This is a genomic window from Variovorax sp. KBS0712, assembly GCF_006323185.2.
In the GTDB taxonomy this organism is placed as follows: domain Bacteria; phylum Pseudomonadota; class Gammaproteobacteria; order Burkholderiales; family Burkholderiaceae_C; genus Variovorax; species Variovorax boronicumulans.
The window spans coordinates 1,665,601-1,682,069 of record NZ_VCCD02000001.1; the positions used below are offsets into that span (position 1 = coordinate 1,665,601).

Annotated in this window: 15 protein-coding genes; 5 read left to right on the top strand and 10 right to left on the bottom strand. The window is 66.1% G+C overall.

All coding sequences use genetic code 11. The features are described 5' to 3' along the window. The first annotated feature begins 18 nt into the window (after window positions 1-18). From FFI97_RS07620 to FFI97_RS07630, 3 genes are read left to right on the top strand one after another with little or no spacing between them, the layout of a single operon-like run. Entirely contained in the window at window positions 19-738 is a 720-nt protein-coding gene (locus FFI97_RS07620) for a Crp/Fnr family transcriptional regulator (RefSeq protein WP_139706563.1), read from the top strand. 12 nt (window positions 739-750) lie between these two features. Next, window positions 751-1,857, top strand: coding sequence for a phosphotransferase (locus tag FFI97_RS07625; protein ID WP_139706561.1), 1,107 nt, complete (start codon window positions 751-753; stop codon window positions 1,855-1,857). A 34-nt stretch (window positions 1,858-1,891) separates the two neighbouring features. Continuing rightward, a complete protein-coding gene (locus FFI97_RS07630) occupies window positions 1,892-3,169 on the top strand; it encodes an acyl-CoA dehydrogenase family protein (RefSeq protein WP_139706559.1) in 1,278 nt (425 codons plus the stop codon). A 101-nt stretch (window positions 3,170-3,270) separates the two neighbouring features. Here FFI97_RS07630 and FFI97_RS07635 read toward each other — a convergent pair whose 3' ends face one another. The 5 genes from FFI97_RS07635 to FFI97_RS07655 all read right to left on the bottom strand — a co-directional run bounded on the left by FFI97_RS07635 (window position 3,271) and on the right by FFI97_RS07655 (window position 8,775). Next, the gene (locus FFI97_RS07635; RefSeq protein WP_139706558.1) at window positions 3,271-3,765 is read right to left on the bottom strand and encodes a GNAT family N-acetyltransferase; all 495 of its coding nucleotides are present in this window, start codon (window positions 3,763-3,765) and stop codon (window positions 3,271-3,273) included. After that, window positions 3,762-5,099 (bottom strand): phosphoglucosamine mutase, encoded by a 1,338-nt coding sequence (gene glmM / locus FFI97_RS07640; protein ID WP_139706556.1) that lies wholly within the window; start codon window positions 5,097-5,099, stop codon window positions 3,762-3,764. The genes FFI97_RS07635 and glmM overlap by 4 nt, the downstream gene beginning before the upstream one ends. After that, window positions 5,096-5,908 carry a dihydropteroate synthase gene (gene folP / locus FFI97_RS07645; protein WP_139706575.1) on the bottom strand — a complete coding sequence of 271 codons (813 nt, stop codon included), beginning with the start codon at window positions 5,906-5,908 and terminating at the stop codon, window positions 5,096-5,098. Before folP ends, glmM begins: the two co-directional genes overlap by 4 nt. A gap of 115 nt (window positions 5,909-6,023) precedes the next feature. Continuing rightward, window positions 6,024-7,940 (bottom strand): ATP-dependent zinc metalloprotease FtsH, encoded by a 1,917-nt coding sequence (gene ftsH / locus FFI97_RS07650; RefSeq protein WP_139706553.1) that lies wholly within the window; start codon window positions 7,938-7,940, stop codon window positions 6,024-6,026. Between the two features lie 166 nt (window positions 7,941-8,106). Next, window positions 8,107-8,775, bottom strand: a complete 669-nt coding sequence (locus tag FFI97_RS07655; protein ID WP_095947720.1) for an RlmE family RNA methyltransferase — start codon at window positions 8,773-8,775, stop codon at window positions 8,107-8,109. 33 nt (window positions 8,776-8,808) lie between these two features. On the opposite strand from FFI97_RS07655, the gene FFI97_RS07660 reads away from it, so the two are divergent. Together FFI97_RS07660 and FFI97_RS07665 are read left to right on the top strand one after the other, a co-directional pair. Further along, window positions 8,809-9,288, top strand: coding sequence for a YhbY family RNA-binding protein (locus FFI97_RS07660; RefSeq protein WP_062471564.1), 480 nt, complete (start codon window positions 8,809-8,811; stop codon window positions 9,286-9,288). 41 nt (window positions 9,289-9,329) lie between these two features. After that, window positions 9,330-10,049, top strand: coding sequence for a glycosyltransferase (locus FFI97_RS07665; protein WP_167395020.1), 720 nt, complete (start codon window positions 9,330-9,332; stop codon window positions 10,047-10,049). A gap of 37 nt (window positions 10,050-10,086) precedes the next feature. Here FFI97_RS07665 and FFI97_RS07670 read toward each other — a convergent pair whose 3' ends face one another. The 5 genes from FFI97_RS07670 to carA form a co-directional block, all read right to left on the bottom strand. Beyond that, window positions 10,087-10,509, bottom strand: a complete 423-nt coding sequence (locus FFI97_RS07670) for a DUF4149 domain-containing protein (protein ID WP_139704608.1) — start codon at window positions 10,507-10,509, stop codon at window positions 10,087-10,089. 9 nt (window positions 10,510-10,518) lie between these two features. Beyond that, window positions 10,519-10,995 carry a transcription elongation factor GreA gene (greA, locus tag FFI97_RS07675; protein WP_056518766.1) on the bottom strand — a complete coding sequence of 159 codons (477 nt, stop codon included), beginning with the start codon at window positions 10,993-10,995 and terminating at the stop codon, window positions 10,519-10,521. 66 nt (window positions 10,996-11,061) lie between these two features. Continuing rightward, window positions 11,062-11,931, bottom strand: a complete 870-nt coding sequence (locus tag FFI97_RS07680; RefSeq protein WP_139704610.1) for a Kdo hydroxylase family protein — start codon at window positions 11,929-11,931, stop codon at window positions 11,062-11,064. 11 nt (window positions 11,932-11,942) lie between these two features. Continuing rightward, window positions 11,943-15,191 carry a carbamoyl-phosphate synthase large subunit gene (gene carB / locus FFI97_RS07685; protein WP_062471576.1) on the bottom strand — a complete coding sequence of 1,083 codons (3,249 nt, stop codon included), beginning with the start codon at window positions 15,189-15,191 and terminating at the stop codon, window positions 11,943-11,945. Continuing rightward, window positions 15,184-16,368, bottom strand: a complete 1,185-nt coding sequence (carA, locus tag FFI97_RS07690) for a glutamine-hydrolyzing carbamoyl-phosphate synthase small subunit (protein WP_139704612.1) — start codon at window positions 16,366-16,368, stop codon at window positions 15,184-15,186. The genes carB and carA overlap by 8 nt, the downstream gene beginning before the upstream one ends. Window positions 16,369-16,469 lie beyond the last annotated feature (101 nt).

Consider the following 16,469-nt stretch of genomic DNA (forward strand, 5'->3'; position numbering starts at 1 on the left):
TCGCCGAGAGGACAGACCATGGACGACCCCATTCTTACCATCGAAGAACGTGAAGCGATCAACAGTGGTCGCTGGTTTTCTTCCCTATCTCCATCGCTACGGCACGACATCCTCCGATGCGCCTTTGTCAAACGCTACAAGGACGGCGACCTGCTCGCCGCGCGCGGCGACCCGCCCGAGCACTGGATCGCCTGTGCCAAGGGGGCGTTGCGCGTGAGCTCGACCGCAGTGTCGGGCAAGCAGGTGACGCTGACCTACGTCGAGCCGGGCATCTGGTTCGGCGACGTGGCGATGTTCGACGGGGAGCGGCGCACGCACGACACGTACTCGCACGGCGACACCACCGTGCTGTGCGTGGCGCGCGCCGACTTCCAGAAGATCCTGGCCACGCACGTCGAGCTGTACGAAGCGCTGATGCGGCTGCAGGCGCGCCGCATCCGCACGCTGTTCGGGCTGGTGGAAGACCTCAACACCCTGCCCTTGCGCGCACGCCTGGCCAAGCAACTCATTCATCTGGTGCGCAGCTACGGCGTGCCCAGCCTGGACGACGGCAGCCAGACGCGCATCGGCCTGCAACTGGCGCAGGAAGAACTCGCGCAGCTGCTCGGCGCCTCGCGCCAGCGGGTCAACCAGGAACTCAAGACGATGGAGCGCGAGGGCACCATTCGGATCGAGCCGGCCGGACTGGTCGTGCTGGACCGCTCGGCGCTGATGCACATCTCTGAAGCAGACAACTAAAAAAGATTCGACATGAGCCAGGACTTCTCCAGTTTCATCGGCACCCGCGCGGTGTCCCAACAGCACACCTTCGACGTGGACGCGCTCGCGGCCTGGCTCGAAAAGAACCTCGAGGGCTTCCAGGGTCCGCTGACGGTCGAGATGTTCAAGGGCGGACAGTCGAACCCGACCTACAAGCTCGTCACGCCCACGCAGAGCTACGTGATGCGCGCCAAGCCCGGCCCGGTCGCCAAGCTGCTGCCCTCGGCCCATGCGGTCGAGCGCGAATACAAGGTGATGCGCGGCCTGCAGGGCACCGACGTGCCCGTGCCGCGCATGTACTGCCTGTGCGAAGACGAGTCCATCATCGGGCGCGCCTTCTACATCATGGAGTTCATGCAGGGCCGCGTGCTGTGGGACCAGTCGCTGCCCGGCTTCAGCAACGCCGAACGCGCCGCCTACTACGACGAGATGAACCGCGTCATCGCGGCGCTGCACACTGTCGACTTCGCCGCCCGCGGCCTGGGCGACTACGGCAAGCCTGGCAACTACTTCGAGCGCCAGATCGGCCGCTGGAGCAAGCAGTACAAGGCCTCGGCCGACGGCGCCGGCGAACTGTCGCAGCCCATCGAAGCCATGGAGCGCCTGATCGACTGGCTGCCCGCCCACATGCCGGCGAGCGCACGCGACGAAAGCAAGGTCTCGATCGTGCATGGCGACTACCGCCTGGACAACGTGATGTTCCACGCCACCGAGCCGCGCATCATCGCGGTGCTCGACTGGGAACTCTCCACGCTGGGCCACCCGCTGGCCGACTTCAGCTACCACTGCATGTCGTGGCACATGCCCCCCACCACCGGCCGCGGCATCGGCGGCGTGGACGTGGCTGCGCTGGGCATTCCCACCGAGAGCGAATACATCGCCCGCTATTGCGAGCGCACGCGCATCAGCACGCCCGAGGCGCTGGCGCCCGACTGGAATTTCTACCAGGCCTACAACCTGTTTCGCATGGCCGCCATCCTGCAGGGCATTGCGAAACGCGTCGAAGCCGGTACCGCATCGAGCGAGCAAGCCGTGGCGTCCGCCCGTGGCGCACGGCCGATGGCCGAGATGGCCTGGCAATTTGCCCAAAAGGCATAGCCAGCCCTCCCCCTTAACCCCACCAGGAGACAGCATGGATTTCGAATATTCGGCCAAAACCAAGGAGCTTCAGAAGCGCGTTCTCGCCTTCATGGAAGACCACATCTACCCGGCCGAAGCCGAGTACAGCGCCGAACTGGCCGCCAACACGGTCGCCGGCAAGCGCTGGAGCGCCCTGCAGACCGTCGAGAAGCTCAAGGCCAAGGCCAAGGCACAAGGCCTGTGGAACCTGTTCCTGCCAGTCGACAGCGCCTCGGCCTCGGGCTATGAGGGTGCGGGCCTGACCAATCAGGAATACGCCCCGCTGGCCGAGATCATGGGCCGGGTGCCATGGGCCTCCGAAGCCTTCAACTGCTCGGCGCCCGACACCGGCAACATGGAAACCATCGCCCGCTACGGCTCGGAAGAGATCAAGGCGCGCTGGCTCAAGCCGCTGCTCGAAGGCCAGATCCGCTCGGCCTTCGCGATGACCGAACCTGACGTCGCCTCCAGCGATGCCACCAACATCGCCACCCGCATCGAGCGCCAGGGCGACGAGTACGTCATCAACGGCCACAAGTGGTGGATCTCCGGCGCCGCCGACCCGCGCTGCGCCGTGTTCGTCACCATGGGCAAGACCGACCCCGAGGCGCCCAAGCACTCGCAGCAGAGCATGGTCATCGTGCCGGCCGACACCAAGGGCATCCGCATCGTGCGCCCCCTGAACGTGATGGGCTACGACGACGCGCCGCACGGCCACGTCGAGATGTACTTCGAGAACGTGCGCGTGCCCGTCGGCAACATCCTGCTGGGCGAAGGCCGCGGCTTCGAGATCGCCCAGGGTCGCCTTGGCCCCGGACGCATCCACCACTGCATGCGCCTGATCGGCCTGGCCGAGCGCGCGCTCGAGCTGATGTGCAAGCGCGCCTCGTCGCGCGTGGCCTTCGGCAAGACCGTCGCCTCGCAGACCGTCACGCAGGAACGCATCGCCGAAGCGCGCTGCAAGATCGACATGGCCCGCCTGCTCACGCTGAAGGCCGCCTGGCTGATGGACGTGGCCGGCAACAAGGTCGCGCGCACCGAGATCGCCATGATCAAGGTGGTGGCGCCCACCATGGCCTGCCAGGTCATCGACTGGGCCATGCAGGTCCACGGCGGCGGCGGCATGTGCGACGACTTCCCGCTGGCCTCGGCCTATGCGCAGGCACGCACGCTGCGCTTTGCCGACGGTCCGGACGAAGTGCACCGCAACGCGATCGCCAAGTGGGAGCTGGGCAAGTACGCCGCCGACAAGTCGGGTGCCACCGCCGACGCGCCTGTCACGCGCTTCTGATCCAGAAAAAAAAGGGCGCAATCGCCGCGCCCTTTTCTTTTCAATCCGGCCATGCCGCCCACGCCTTGCGCGTCGGCGGCATTTTTATTTACCGCATTCGGTCAGAGCTTCTTCTGCAGGAAGACGGCGTGGCCGAATTCCGGATCGAGCTGGTAGCTGACGAAACCCTCGCGCTCGTAGCTGCGCAGCGCAGGCGCATTGCCCGACAGCACCTCGAGCGTAAGCTTGCAGGCGCCGCGCCGGCGGGCTTCCTGCTCGACCTGCGCAAACATCTGTTGCGCCACGCGCTGGCCGCGGTGGCTGGCGCGCACGACCACGTCGTGCACATTGACCAAGGGCTGGCAGGCGAAGGTCGAGAAACCCTCGATGCAGTTGATCAGGCCCACGGGCGTGTCGCCGTCGAAAGCCAGCACGCTGAACGCCTGCGGCCGCGCCGCCAGCGCGGCGGGCAGGCCTTTGCGCACCGACGCTGGCAGCGGCGTGCCGCCGCCGGCCGGGTCGCGCGCGTAGCTGTCGAGCAGCTCGACCACAGCCGCCGCCTGCAGCGGATCGCGGTAGTCGGCCAGGCGGGTTTCGATGCGGCCCGCCGTCGTCATGCGGCAGGCTTGAGCGTGGCCGCGAGGCGCTCGGCGCAAGACTGCGACTGCTTCGGATCGCGCGCCTCGACCATCACGCGCACCAGCGGCTCGGTGCCACTCGCACGGATCAGCACGCGGCCCGCATCGCCCAGCTCGGCTTCGATGCGCTTGGTTTCGCTGGCGAGCGCCTGGTTGCTCTTCCAGTCCTGGTCAGGCGCGAGGCGCACATTGATGAGCGTCTGCGGGAACAGCGTGACGCCTTCGAGCAGCTGCGCCACCGTCTTGCCGCTGCGCACGCAGGCCTGCAGCACCTGCAGCGCGCTGACGATGCCGTCGCCCGTGGTGTGGCGGTCGAGCGCCAGCAGGTGGCCGGAGCCTTCGCCGCCGAGCAGCCAGCCGCGCTTGTCGAGTTCTTCGAGCACGTAGCGGTCGCCGACCTTGGCGCGCACGAACTCGATGTCCTGCGCACGCAGGGCCATCTCGACGGCCTTGTTGGTCATGAGCGTACCGACCACGCCCGCCGGCTTCTCGCCGCGCGCGATGCGTTCGGCCACCATCAGGTACAGCAGCTCGTCGCCGTTGAACAGGCGGCCGGTGGCATCGACCAGCTGCAGCCGGTCGGCGTCGCCGTCCAGCGCGATGCCGTAGTCCGCCTTCTGCGCCGTCACCGTGGCAACCAGCGCCTCGGGATGCGTGGCGCCGAAGCCCTTGTTGATGTTGAGCCCATCGGGCGCGCAGCCGATGCTGGTGACGTCCGCGCCCAGTTCGTGGAACACGTTGGGCGCCACCTGGTAGGCCGCGCCGTGGGCGGCATCGACCACCAGCTTCATGCCGCGCAGCGACAGGTCGTTGGAGAAGGTGCTCTTGCAGAACTCGATGTAGCGGCCGTCCGCATCGTTGAGGCGGCGGGCCTTGCCCAGGTTGGCCGAATCCACCCAGACGGGTTCTTCTTCGAGCGCGGCCTCGACGGCCAGCTCCCAGGCGTCGTCGAGCTTGGTGCCCTGCGCGCTGAAGAACTTGATGCCGTTGTCGGGAAAGGCGTTGTGGCTGGCGCTGATCACCACGCCCAGGCTGGCGCGCTGGGCGCGCGTGAGGTAGGCCACGCCCGGCGTGGGCAGCGGGCCGAGCAGCACCACGTCGACGCCGGCGGAGTTGAAGCCCGACTCGAGCGCCGACTCGAGCATGTAGCCCGAGATGCGGGTGTCCTTGCCGATCAGCACCGTGGGACGGGCCTGGGTTTTCTTGAGCACACGGCCCACGGCGTGCGCGAGGCGCAGTACGAAATCGGGGGTGATGGGCGATTGGCCGACCGTGCCGCGGATGCCGTCGGTGCCGAAATACTTACGGGTCATGTTGTTGCTCTTTGAAGGTGTTCTTGCGGTACTTCCGCGCGCATGGCACGCCATACGGCGAGGGCGGCGACGGTGTCGCGCACGTCGTGCACCCGCACGACCACCGCACCCCGGTCCACGGCCAGCACGGCGGCGGCCACGCTGGGCACGGTACGCCCGGATGCATTGTCGATGCCGGTGACGGCCCCGATGGAGGACTTGCGGGACCACCCTAGCAACAAGGGGTAACCGGTTGCCAACAATTCCCGCTGCCGACCGAGGAGCGCGAAGTTCTGCGCCACGCTCTTGCCGAAACCGACGCCCGGATCGAGCGTGATGCGCGCAGGGTCGATGCCCAGCGCTGTCAGGGGCGCCAGTTGCGCGTCCCAGAAAGCCAGCACCTCGGGAATCACGTCGCCCTGCATCGGCAGCGCCTGCATGGTCTGCGGGTCGCGGTGCATGTGCATCAGGCAGATGCCACAGGTCGGGTGCGCCGCCACGGCTTCGCGCGCGCCGGGTTGGCGCAGCGCCCAGATGTCGTTGACGATGTCCGCGCCCAGGTCGAGCACGGCGCGCATCACCTCGGGCTTGTAGGTGTCGATGGACAGCGGGACGTTCAGCTTCACCGCCTCGCGCACCACGGGCAGCACGCGCGCCAGCTCGGCGTCCAGCGGCACGGCGGGGCTGCCGGGGCGGGTCGATTCGCCGCCGATATCGAGGATGTCGGCGCCCTCCTTCAGCAGCTGCTCGCAGTGCTTCAGCGCGGTCTCGGTCGACGCGTGCGCGCCGCCATCGGAGAAGGAATCGGGCGTGACGTTGACGATGCCCATCACGCGCGGCTGCGCGAGGTCAATCCTGAAACGCGAGGTCTGCCAAACCGCAGCATCTGGCTCACCATGGAAAACGGGGCCAGGGGCCCCGTTGTTGCTTGATTTCAAGCTCACCTCAAGCGGCGGTCGGCGCCGGGTCAGGATTGACGGCCGGCGTGCCGCCACTGCCACCGCTGCCCGAAGGCGGGATGCGCGGCGTCCAGTCCTTGGGTGGGCGCGGTGCGCGGCCGGCCATGATGTCGTCGAGCTGTTCGCTGTCGATGGTTTCCCATTCGAGCAGCGCCTTGGCCATGGCGTGCATCTTGTCGCTGTTCTCTTCGATGAGGCGGCGCGCCAGGGCGTACTGCTCGTCGATGATGCGGCGCACCTCGCCGTCGACCTTTTCCATGGTCTGTTCGCTCATGTTGGTCGTCTTGGTGACCGAGCGGCCCAGGAACACTTCGCCTTCGTTCTCGGCGTAGACCATCGGGCCCAGCGCGTCGGTCATGCCGTAGCGCGTGACCATGTCACGGGCGATGGAGGTCGCGCGCTCGAAGTCGTTGCTGGCGCCGGTGGTCATCTGGTGCATGAACACTTCTTCGGCGATGCGGCCACCGAACAGCATGCTGATCTGGTTCAGCATGTACTCGCGGTCGTAGCTGTAGCGGTCCTGCGACGGCAGGCTCATGGTCACGCCGAGGGCGCGGCCACGCGGAATGATCGTGACCTTGTGGACCGGGTCGCACTTGGGCAGCAGCTTGCCGATGAGGGCGTGGCCGGACTCGTGGTAGGCCGTGTTGCGGCGCTCTTCCTCGGGCATGACCATGCTCTTGCGCTCGGGGCCCATGAAGATCTTGTCCTTGGCCTTCTCGAAGTCCTGCATTTCGACCACACGCGCATTGCGGCGGGCGGCCATCAGGGCGGCTTCGTTGCACAGGTTGGCCAGGTCGGCGCCGGACATGCCGGGCGTGCCGCGGGCGATGACGCTCGGGTTCACGTCCTGGCCCAGCGGGACCTTGCGCATGTGCACGCCGAGGATCTGTTCACGGCCGCGGATGTCCGGCAGCGTGACGTACACCTGACGGTCGAAACGGCCGGGGCGCAGCAGCGCAGCATCAAGGATGTCCGGGCGGTTCGTGGCAGCCACGACGATCACGCCGAGGTTGGTTTCGAAGCCGTCCATCTCGACCAGCATCTGGTTGAGCGTTTGCTCGCGTTCGTCGTTGCCGCCGCCGAGACCGGCGCCGCGCTGACGACCCACCGCATCGATTTCGTCGATGAAGATGATGCAAGGCGCATTCTTCTTGGCGTTCTCGAACATGTCGCGCACGCGGGCTGCGCCCACGCCGACGAACATTTCGACGAAGTCGGAACCGGAGATCGAGAAGAACGGCACCTTGGCTTCGCCGGCGATCGACTTGGCCAGCAGCGTCTTGCCGGTGCCCGGAGGGCCGACCAGCAGCAGGCCGCGCGGAATGCGGCCACCGAGCTTCTGGAAGCGCTGCGGGTCTTTCAGGAAGTCGACGACTTCACGGACTTCTTCCTTGGCCTCGTCGCAGCCTGCGACGTCGGCGAAGGTGACCGTGTTGTTGTTCTCGTCCATCATGCGGGCCTTGCTCTTGCCGAAGCTGAACGCCCCGCCCTTGCCGCCGCCCTGCATCTGGCGCATGAAGTAAATCCAGACGCCGATCAGCAGCAGCATCGGGCCCCAGCTGACCAGCAAGGTCATGAGGAGCGAGCCCTCTTCGCGCGGCTTGACGTCGAACTTGACGTTGTGGTCGATCAGGTCGCCCACGAGGCCGCGGTCGAGGACCGTGGCGGTCGTGCGGATCTTGCGATCGTCGTTGGTGACAGCGACGATCTCGCCGCCGCCGGCGCCTTCAGGAATGATGGCGCTCTTGATCTGGTTGTTGCGGACCTGGTCCAGGAACTCGGAATAGCTCACCGTTCCCGAGCCGACGCCACCGCGGGTGTCGAACTGCTTGAACACAGTGAACAACACCATGGCAATGACGAGCCATACGGCAACTTTGGAAAACCACTGATTGTTCAAACGAAGCTCCAGTCGAAAGCGCGTGACGGGAATATGAAATACGCGCTGAGGGTACGCAATTGCGCCCCATTTTAGGCTTTTCAAGCTGCGAAAAGCGGACATTTCCCTATAGCAGCCATAGGCTGACAAGGGTTTGCGCCCCTGGAGGGCACCCCACAGCAAGGTATCAATGCGTATCGAGCGCCTTCAATCCCCTGCCGATGAGGAAGGTCTCGGCCGATTTGTCGCGCGATGCCTTGGGCTTGAGCGGCTTCACGACGCGGAAATTGGCCTTGAACATCTTGACCAATTCGTCGTACCCGCTGCCGTGGAAGACCTTGGCCACCAATGCCCCTTCGGGCTTCATGTGGTGCTGGGCGAAGTCGATGGCCAGCTCGATCAGGTGCGCCACCCGGGCCGCGTCGGCCGAATGGATGCCCGACAGGTTGGGCGCCATGTCGGACACCACCAGGTCGGCCTTGCGGCCGTCCAGCACCGCCAGCAGCTGCGCCAGCAGCGCATCCTCGCGGAAATCGCCCTGCAGGAAGGTCACGCCTTCGATGGGCTCCATCGGCAGCAGGTCGAGCGAGATGATGGTGCCGTTGAGGTCGCCGACCGCCGCCCCGCCGGGCGACATGCGCCGCCGCAGGTACTGGCTCCAGGCGCCCGGGGTCGAACCCAGGTCGACCACCAGCTGGCCGGGCTTGACCAGCCCGAGCGACTCGTCGATTTCCTTGAGCTTGTAAGCCGCGCGGGCGCGGTAGCCCTCTCTGGTCGCGAGCTTCACGTAGGGATCGTTGATGTGGTCGTGAAGCCACGCCTTGTTGACTTTTTTGCTTTTGGCTTTGGTGCTCATGAGGGTGTTCGTGTACGCGTCGATAATACGGGGATGCCCGCCATTCAACTTACCCCTGCCGAGCGCAAGGTGCACCGCGCCGAAGCTCACCACCTGGATCCGATCGTCATGGTCGGTGGAGACGGGCTCACCCCTGCCGTGAAAAAGGAGGCCGACGCGGCCCTGAAGGCCCATGGCCTGATCAAGGTGCGCGTCTTCTCCGACGACCGCCTCGCCCGCGACGCCATGCTCCAGGAGCTCGCCGACGAGCTCGACGCCGCCCCGATCCAGCACATCGGCAAGCTGCTCGTGCTGTGGCGCCCGAAGCCCGAAAAAGAGCGTGTGATCGACGAAGACCGCATGCCCGGCCCGCGCGACGTGAAGATCGTCAAGTACAGCAAGCGCGGCGGCCAACGCCCTGAAATCAAGACCCTGCGCGTGCTCGGCAACCAGCGCCTCACTCCCGGCGGCACCATCAAGCGCGCCAAGGCCAAGCGTCCGCTGTCGGCCAAGAAACGCAACCAGGCGGACTGAACTTGGTGGCAGCGCAAGGCGCCCAGCGCCATATCCTTTGCATGAAGTGGGGCACCAAGTACGGCCCCGAGTACGTCAACCGGCTCTACGCCATGGTGCGCCGCCACCTCAGCGGCGACTTCAAGTTCGTCTGCCTGACCGACGACGGCAACGGCATCCGCCCCGAAGTGACGTGCCTGCCCATTCCGCCGCTCAACCTCCAGCTGGCCCCGGGCCAGCGCGACGGTGCCTGGAAGAAGCTCACGACCTTCGAGCAGGACCTGCACGGCCTGCGCGGCACCGCCCTCTTCCTGGACGTCGACGTGGTCATCGTCGGCAGCCTGGACGCCTTCTTCGAGCAGCCCGGCGAATTCCTGATCATTCACGACTACGCCCGCCCCTGGCGGCGCGAGCGGATCACGGGCAATTCATCGGTCTACCGCTTCGAGCTGGGCGCCCATGCGGACGTGCTGGCGTACTTCCGCGCCAACATGGACAAGGTGCAGGCCGAATACCGCAACGAGCAGGCCTACCTGTCGGACGTGCTGCACAAGCAGGGCAAGCTGGCCTACTGGCCGGCGGCCTGGTGCCCGAGCTTCAAGTACCACGGCATCCCGACCTGGCCGACCAACTACTGGGAAGAGCCCTTCGTGCCCGAAGGCGCCCGTGTGATGGTGTTCCACGGCGAGTGCAACCCGCCCGATGCGCTGGCGGGGCGGCGCAACCGCGCCTTCCGCTACATCCGGCCGGCGAGCTGGGTCGCCAAGCACTGGAAAGAGTAAAGCCGGAGGGAGGCGGCGAGCGCGTCGCCTCCCCGGTTCAGCGTGGCGCCCGAGCGGCGCCGCCCATGCGCCACAGCAACGTGCCGGCGCACGCCCACTGAACGAAATACATGCCTGTGCCCACGGCATGCCACAGCTTGAGGTTGTCGCGCGCCACGATGCGCGGCGCCACGGCGTACTGCTGCAACAGCGCCAGCAGCAACGCCGCCAGCACCAGGAAGATGGCCGTCAACACCGGCCCGGTCATGCCGTCGTCGGCCTTCTGGCGGAAATGGATCAGCAGGATCAGCCCGCAGCCGATGGCGATCCAGCTCTGCGCCTCGAACAGCTGGGCCGCGAAATTGCCCGCCACCGCCGGGTTGCCGAGCCGGGCGAACAGCATCGGCACCACCAGGAAGCCGATGGTGCTGAGGCTGCCCCACCAGAGGGCCGCCAGCATCAGCGCGACGCGGTCTTTCATCCGGCCGGCTCAGAGGTAGCGAACCGCCACGATCTCGTAGCGCTTGAGGCCGCCCGGCGCCTGCACTTCGGCCGTGTCGCCCTCTTCCTTGCCGATGAGCGCGCGTGCGATCGGGCTGGAGATGTTGATGAGGCCGAGCTTCAGGTCGGCTTCGTCTTCGCCCACGATCTGGTACTTGACGGCATCGCCCGACTCTTCTTCCTCGAGTTCGACGGTCGAGCCGAACACCACCTTGCCACCGGCATCGAGCTCGCTCGGGTCAATGATCTGCGCGGCCGACAGCTTGCCTTCGACTTCCTGGATGCGGCCTTCGATGAAGCCCTGGCGGTCCTTGGCGACTTCGTATTCGGCATTTTCGCTCAGGTCGCCCTGGGCGCGTGCCTCGGAAATGGCGTTGATGACCCAGGGACGGTCGACCGTCTTGAGCTGGTGCAGTTCGGCGCGCAGTTTTTCAGCGCCGCGCTTGGTGATCGGAATGGTGGCCATGTTGTTGGTTCTCCATAAAGCGAAACCGCCGAACGCTGCCGTTCGGCGGTCGATTGAGGGAATTGATCAGACGAGTGTGCGTCCGGTCAGCCGGCTCAGGATGGCGAGCGGGCTCGATTCGGGATTGTATTGCTTCGATGCGGCCAGATGAAGGGTCTGCTCGAGCATGTACTGGCCCGCCATCACGGCGTGCGAGGTCTGGTCCGAGAAGCACACCCACACCGAACCCGGCGGGAATTTCGCCGTTTCCTGGGGCGAGTTTTCCTGGTACGCCATGTCCGACTTCATGCCGTCGTGCAGCTGCAGCATCAGGTGGTCGTACTCGCTGCGGAACGACTTGGTGACGTGCAGCGCCTGCAGCAGCTTGGCCTGCCAGCGCGCATAGGGCTTGGCCCGCGGCAGGAAGCGCTTGGCGATGTCCTCGAAAGGCTCGCCCACACGCCACACGCGCGGTGCGCCGTCGGGGTTGACGTTGGTGAACACGCGCAGGATGCGCTCGCCGTAGTTGGGGCGCGACGGGAATGCATCGACGTGCAGGCGCCGGTCGTCGGCGCGCCACGACTGCACGCGCGTCTCGACCTGGGCCGGCCGGTAGCTGGTCGGCGCCAGGCGCAGGGCCGGCGTGTAGTGCGGCAGCAAGCCATGAATGAGCTGCTGCGCCTGCGTGCGAAAGCGCTTCACCATCGCCGCCGCGGCGCGCTGCACCGCCTCGTCGCCTACGGCGCCCTTGAGCTTGCCGTGGGCATCGAGGCTGATGTTGCGCACGTCGGGCGACAGCAGGCTGGGCGTCAGCAGACTGCGCTCTTCAGGCAGCAGCTCGAAGCCCAGCCGCGGGAAGTACAACACCTTGCCGGCTTCCAGTTCCGCGATCCACGTCTCGTTGGGCGTGGCCGCATTCCAGTCCGCGAGGTCCAGTTCGACCAGCTGCGTTTCCATGGCGGTGCCGGTCAGGCGGCGGCCAGCTGCGCGTGCATCTCCTGCACCGAGATCACGCCCAGCTCGTCCATGAAGCCCATGCCTTCGACCGCGGCTTCGGCGCCGAAGATTGTGGTGAAGGTCGTCACGCGTGCCAGCAGTGCCGAGGTGCGGATCTGGCGCGAGTCGGTGATCGCGTTGCGGCGCTCTTCCACCGTGTTGATGACCAAGGCAATCTCGTTGTTCTTGATCATGTCCACGATGTGCGGGCGGCCTTCGGTCACCTTGTTGACCGTCTCGCAGGCGATGCCGGCAGCGCTGATGGCCGCGGCGGTGCCCTTGGTGGCGACCAGCTCGAAGCCCAGCTTGGCCAGGCCGCGCGCCACTTCGACGGCACGTGCCTTGTCGTTGTTCTTCACCGAGATGAAGGCCTTGCCCGACTTGGGCAACAGCGTGCCCGCGCCCAGCTGGGACTTCACGAAGGCTTCGCCGAAGGTCTTGCCCACGCCCATGACTTCGCCGGTCGACTTCATCTCGGGGCCGAGGATGGTGTCCACGCCCGGGAACTTGACGAACGGGAACACGGCTTCCTTCACGCTGAAGTACGGCGGCGTCACTTCCTTGGTCACACCCTGCGACGCGAGCGACTGCCCGGCCATGCAGCGTGCCGCCACCTTGGCCAGCTGGATGCCCGTGGCCTTGCTCACGTAGGGCACGGTGCGCGACGCACGCGGGTTCACTTCGAGCACGTAGATGACGTCCTTGCCATCCTTCTGCTGGATGGCGAACTGCACGTTCATCAGGCCGACCACGTTCAGCGCGGCGGCCATGGCGGCGCTCTGGCGCTTCAGCTCGGCCACCGTGTCGGCGTTCAGGCTGTAGGGCGGCAGCGAGCAGGCGGAGTCGCCCGAGTGCACGCCGGCCTGTTCGATGTGCTCCATCACGCCGCCGATCAGCGTGCCGCCTTCGGCGTCGCGGATGCAGTCGACGTCGCATTCGACGGCGTCGTTCAGGAAGCGGTCGAGCAGCACCGGCGAGTCGTTGCTGACCTTCACAGCCTCGCGCATGTAGCGCTCGAGGTCGCGCTGCTCGTGCACGATTTCCATCGCGCGGCCGCCGAGCACGTAGCTCGGGCGCACCACCAGCGGGTAGCCCAGGGCCGCGGCCTTTTCGAGCGCTTCGGGTTCGGTGCGCGCGGTGGCGTTCGGCGGCTGGCGCAAGCCCAGCTCGTGCAGCAGCTTCTGGAAGCGCTCGCGGTCTTCGGCCGCGTCGATCATGTCGGGCGAGGTGCCGATGATCGGCACACCGTTGGCTTCGAGGTCGAGCGCAAGCTTCAACGGCGTCTGGCCGCCGTACTGCACGATCACGCCGAGCGGCTTCTCCTTGTCGACGATCTCCAGCACGTCTTCGAGCGTCAGCGGTTCGAAGTACAGGCGGTCGGAGGTGTCGTAGTCGGTCGACACGGTCTCGGGGTTGCAGTTGACCATGATGGTCTCGTAGCCGTCTTCGCGCATGGCGAGCGCGGCATGCACGCAGCAGTAGTCGAACTCGATGCCCTGGCCGATGCGGTTGGGACCGCCGCCGAGCACCATGATCTTCTTCTTGTCGGTCGGGTCGGCTTCGCACTCGTCTTCATAGGTCGAGTACATGTAGGCCGTGTTGGTCGCGAACTCGGCCGCGCAGGTGTCCACGCGTTTGTAGACCGGGCGCACGCCCAGGGCGCGGCGCTTCTCGCGGATGGCCGTGTCGGTGGTCTTGAGCTGCTTGGCCAGGCGACGGTCGGAGAAGCCCTTCTTCTTGAGCGCAAGCAGCGTGTCCTTGTCGATGTCGTCGAGCGACTTGGTTTCCAGTTCGAGTTCGATCTTCACGATCTCTTCGATCTGCACCAGGAACCACGGGTCGATCTTGGTCAGCGCGAACACTTCATCAACGCTCAGGCCCATGGCGAAGGCGTCGCCCACGTACCAGATGCGCTCGGGACCAGGCTCGCCCAGTTCCTTCTCGAGCACTTCGCGGTCCTGCGTCTTCTCGTTCAGGCCGTCGACGCCCACTTCGAGGCCGCGCAGGGCCTTCTGGAACGATTCCTGGAAGGTGCGCCCCATGGCCATCACCTCGCCCACCGACTTCATCTGCGTCGTGAGGCGCGAGTCGGCCTGCGGGAATTTCTCGAAGGCGAAACGCGGGATCTTGGTGACCACGTAGTCGATCGACGGTTCGAACGACGCGGGCGTGGCGCCGCCGGTGATCTCGTTGCGCAGCTCGTCGAGCGTGTAGCCCACAGCCAGCTTGGCCGCGACCTTGGCGATCGGGAAGCCCGTGGCCTTGGAGGCCAGTGCCGAGGAACGCGAGACGCGCGGGTTCATCTCGATGACGACCATGCGGCCGTCCTTCGGGTTGATGGAGAACTGCACGTTCGAGCCGCCGGTGTCCACGCCGATCTCGCGCAGCACGGCCAGCGAGGCGTTGCGCAGGATCTGGTATTCCTTGTCGGACAGCGTCTGCGCGGGGGCCACGGTGATCGAGTCACCGGTGTGCACGCCCATCGGGTCGAGGTTTTCGATCGAGCAGACGATGATGCAGTTGTCGGCCTTGTCGCGCACGACTTCCATCTCGTACTCTTTCCAGCCGAGCAGCGACTCTTCGATCAGCAGCTCGTTGGTCGGCGAGGCCTCGATGCCGCGCTTGCAGATGGTCTCGAACTCTTCCGGGTTGTAGGCGATGCCGCCGCCGGTGCCGCCCAGCGTGAAGCTGGGGCGGATGACGACCGGGAAGCCGACCGTCTTCTGCACGGCCCACGCCTCGTCGAGCGTGTGGGCGATGCCCGAACGCGCCGAGCCCAGGCCGATCTTGGTCATCGCGTCCTTGAACTTCAGGCGGTCTTCGGCCTTGTCGATGGCTTCGGGCGTGGCGCCGATCAGCTCGATCGGGCGGTTCGTGGCCGTGCCGGTGTACTTGTCGAGCACGCCGTTGCGCCACAGGTCGAGCGCGCAGTTCAGCGCGGTCTGGCCGCCCATGGTCGGCAGGATCGCGTCGGGGCGTTCCTTGGCGATGATTTTTTCAACCGTCTGCCAGGTGATGGGCTCGATGTAGGTGACGTCGGCCGTGGCCGGGTCGGTCATGATCGTCGCGGGGTTGCTGTTGATCAGGATGACCTTGTAGCCCTCTTCGCGCAGCGCCTTGCAGGCTTGCACGCCGGAGTAGTCGAACTCGCAGGCCTGGCCGATGATGATCGGGCCGGCGCCGATGATGAGGATCGATTTGAGGTCGGTGCGCTTAGGCATTCTTGTTCTCCGTCTTGTGCTTTTCCATGAGTGCCGTGAAGCGATCGAACAGGTAGCCGATGTCGTGCGGGCCCGGCGAGGCTTCGGGGTGGCCCTGGAAGCAGAACGCGGGCTTGTCGGTGCGCGCCAGGCCCTGCAGCGTGTTGTCGAACAGGCTGATGTGGGTGGGACGCAGGTTGGCCGGCAGCGACTTCTCGTCGACCGCGAAGCCGTGGTTCTGGCTGGTGATGCTCACGCGGCCGTTGTCCAGGTCCTTCACCGGATGGTTCGCGCCGTGGTGGCCGAACTTCATCTTGAAGGTCTTGGCGCCCGAGGCGAGCGCCATGATCTGGTGGCCCAGGCAGATGCCGAAGGTGGGAATGCCGGTCTCGATCAGTTCCTTGACCGCGCTGATGGCGTAGTCGCAAGGTTCCGGGTCGCCGGGGCCGTTGGCCAGGAAGATGCCATCGGGCTTGAGCTTGAGCACATCGGCCGCGGGCGTCTGCGCCGGCACCACGGTGATGCGCGCGCCACGCTGCGCGATCATGCGCAGGATGTTCTTCTTGACGCCGTAGTCGAACGCGACCACGTGGAACTGCGGCGTGATCTGCACGCCGTAGCCCGCGCCGAGCTTCCACTCGGTTTCAGTCCATTCGTAGGTCTGCTTGACCGACACCACCTTGGCGAGGTCGAGGCCGGCCATGCTCGGCGCGGCCTTGGCGGCGGCGATGGCCTTGTCGATCAGCGCCTGCGTCACGGTCTCGCCCGCGGCCAAGCCCAGGATGCAGCCGTTCTGCGCGCCGTGGGTGCGCAGGTGGCGCGTGAGCTTGCGGGTGTCGATGTTCGCGATGGCCACCGTGTTGCCGGACACGAGGTACTCGGTCAGCGTGGCGGTCTTGCGGAAGTTGGACGCGACGAGGGGCAGGTCCTTGATGATCAGGCCCGCGGCATGGATCTTGTCGGCTTCGATGTCCTCGCCGTTGACACCATAGTTGCCGATGTGCGGATACGTCAGGGTGACGATCTGCTGGCAGTAGCTGGGGTCGGTGAGGATTTCCTGGTAACCGGTCATCGCGGTGTTGAACACCACTTCACCGGTCGTGGAGCCGGCGGCTCCGATCGAGTTGCCGAGAAAGACCGTGCCGTCTGCGAGCGCCAGGATGGCGGGCGGGAAACTTCCCTTGAGAGACAAAAGCACTGGGTTCTCCGGATGGTTACGGTCGCCCGGAGCCCCAGGCGCGTTGCCTGCGGACTGCTGCTTAAGGGGATTTTGGCGTTGAAGGCGGCCGGGCGACGCTG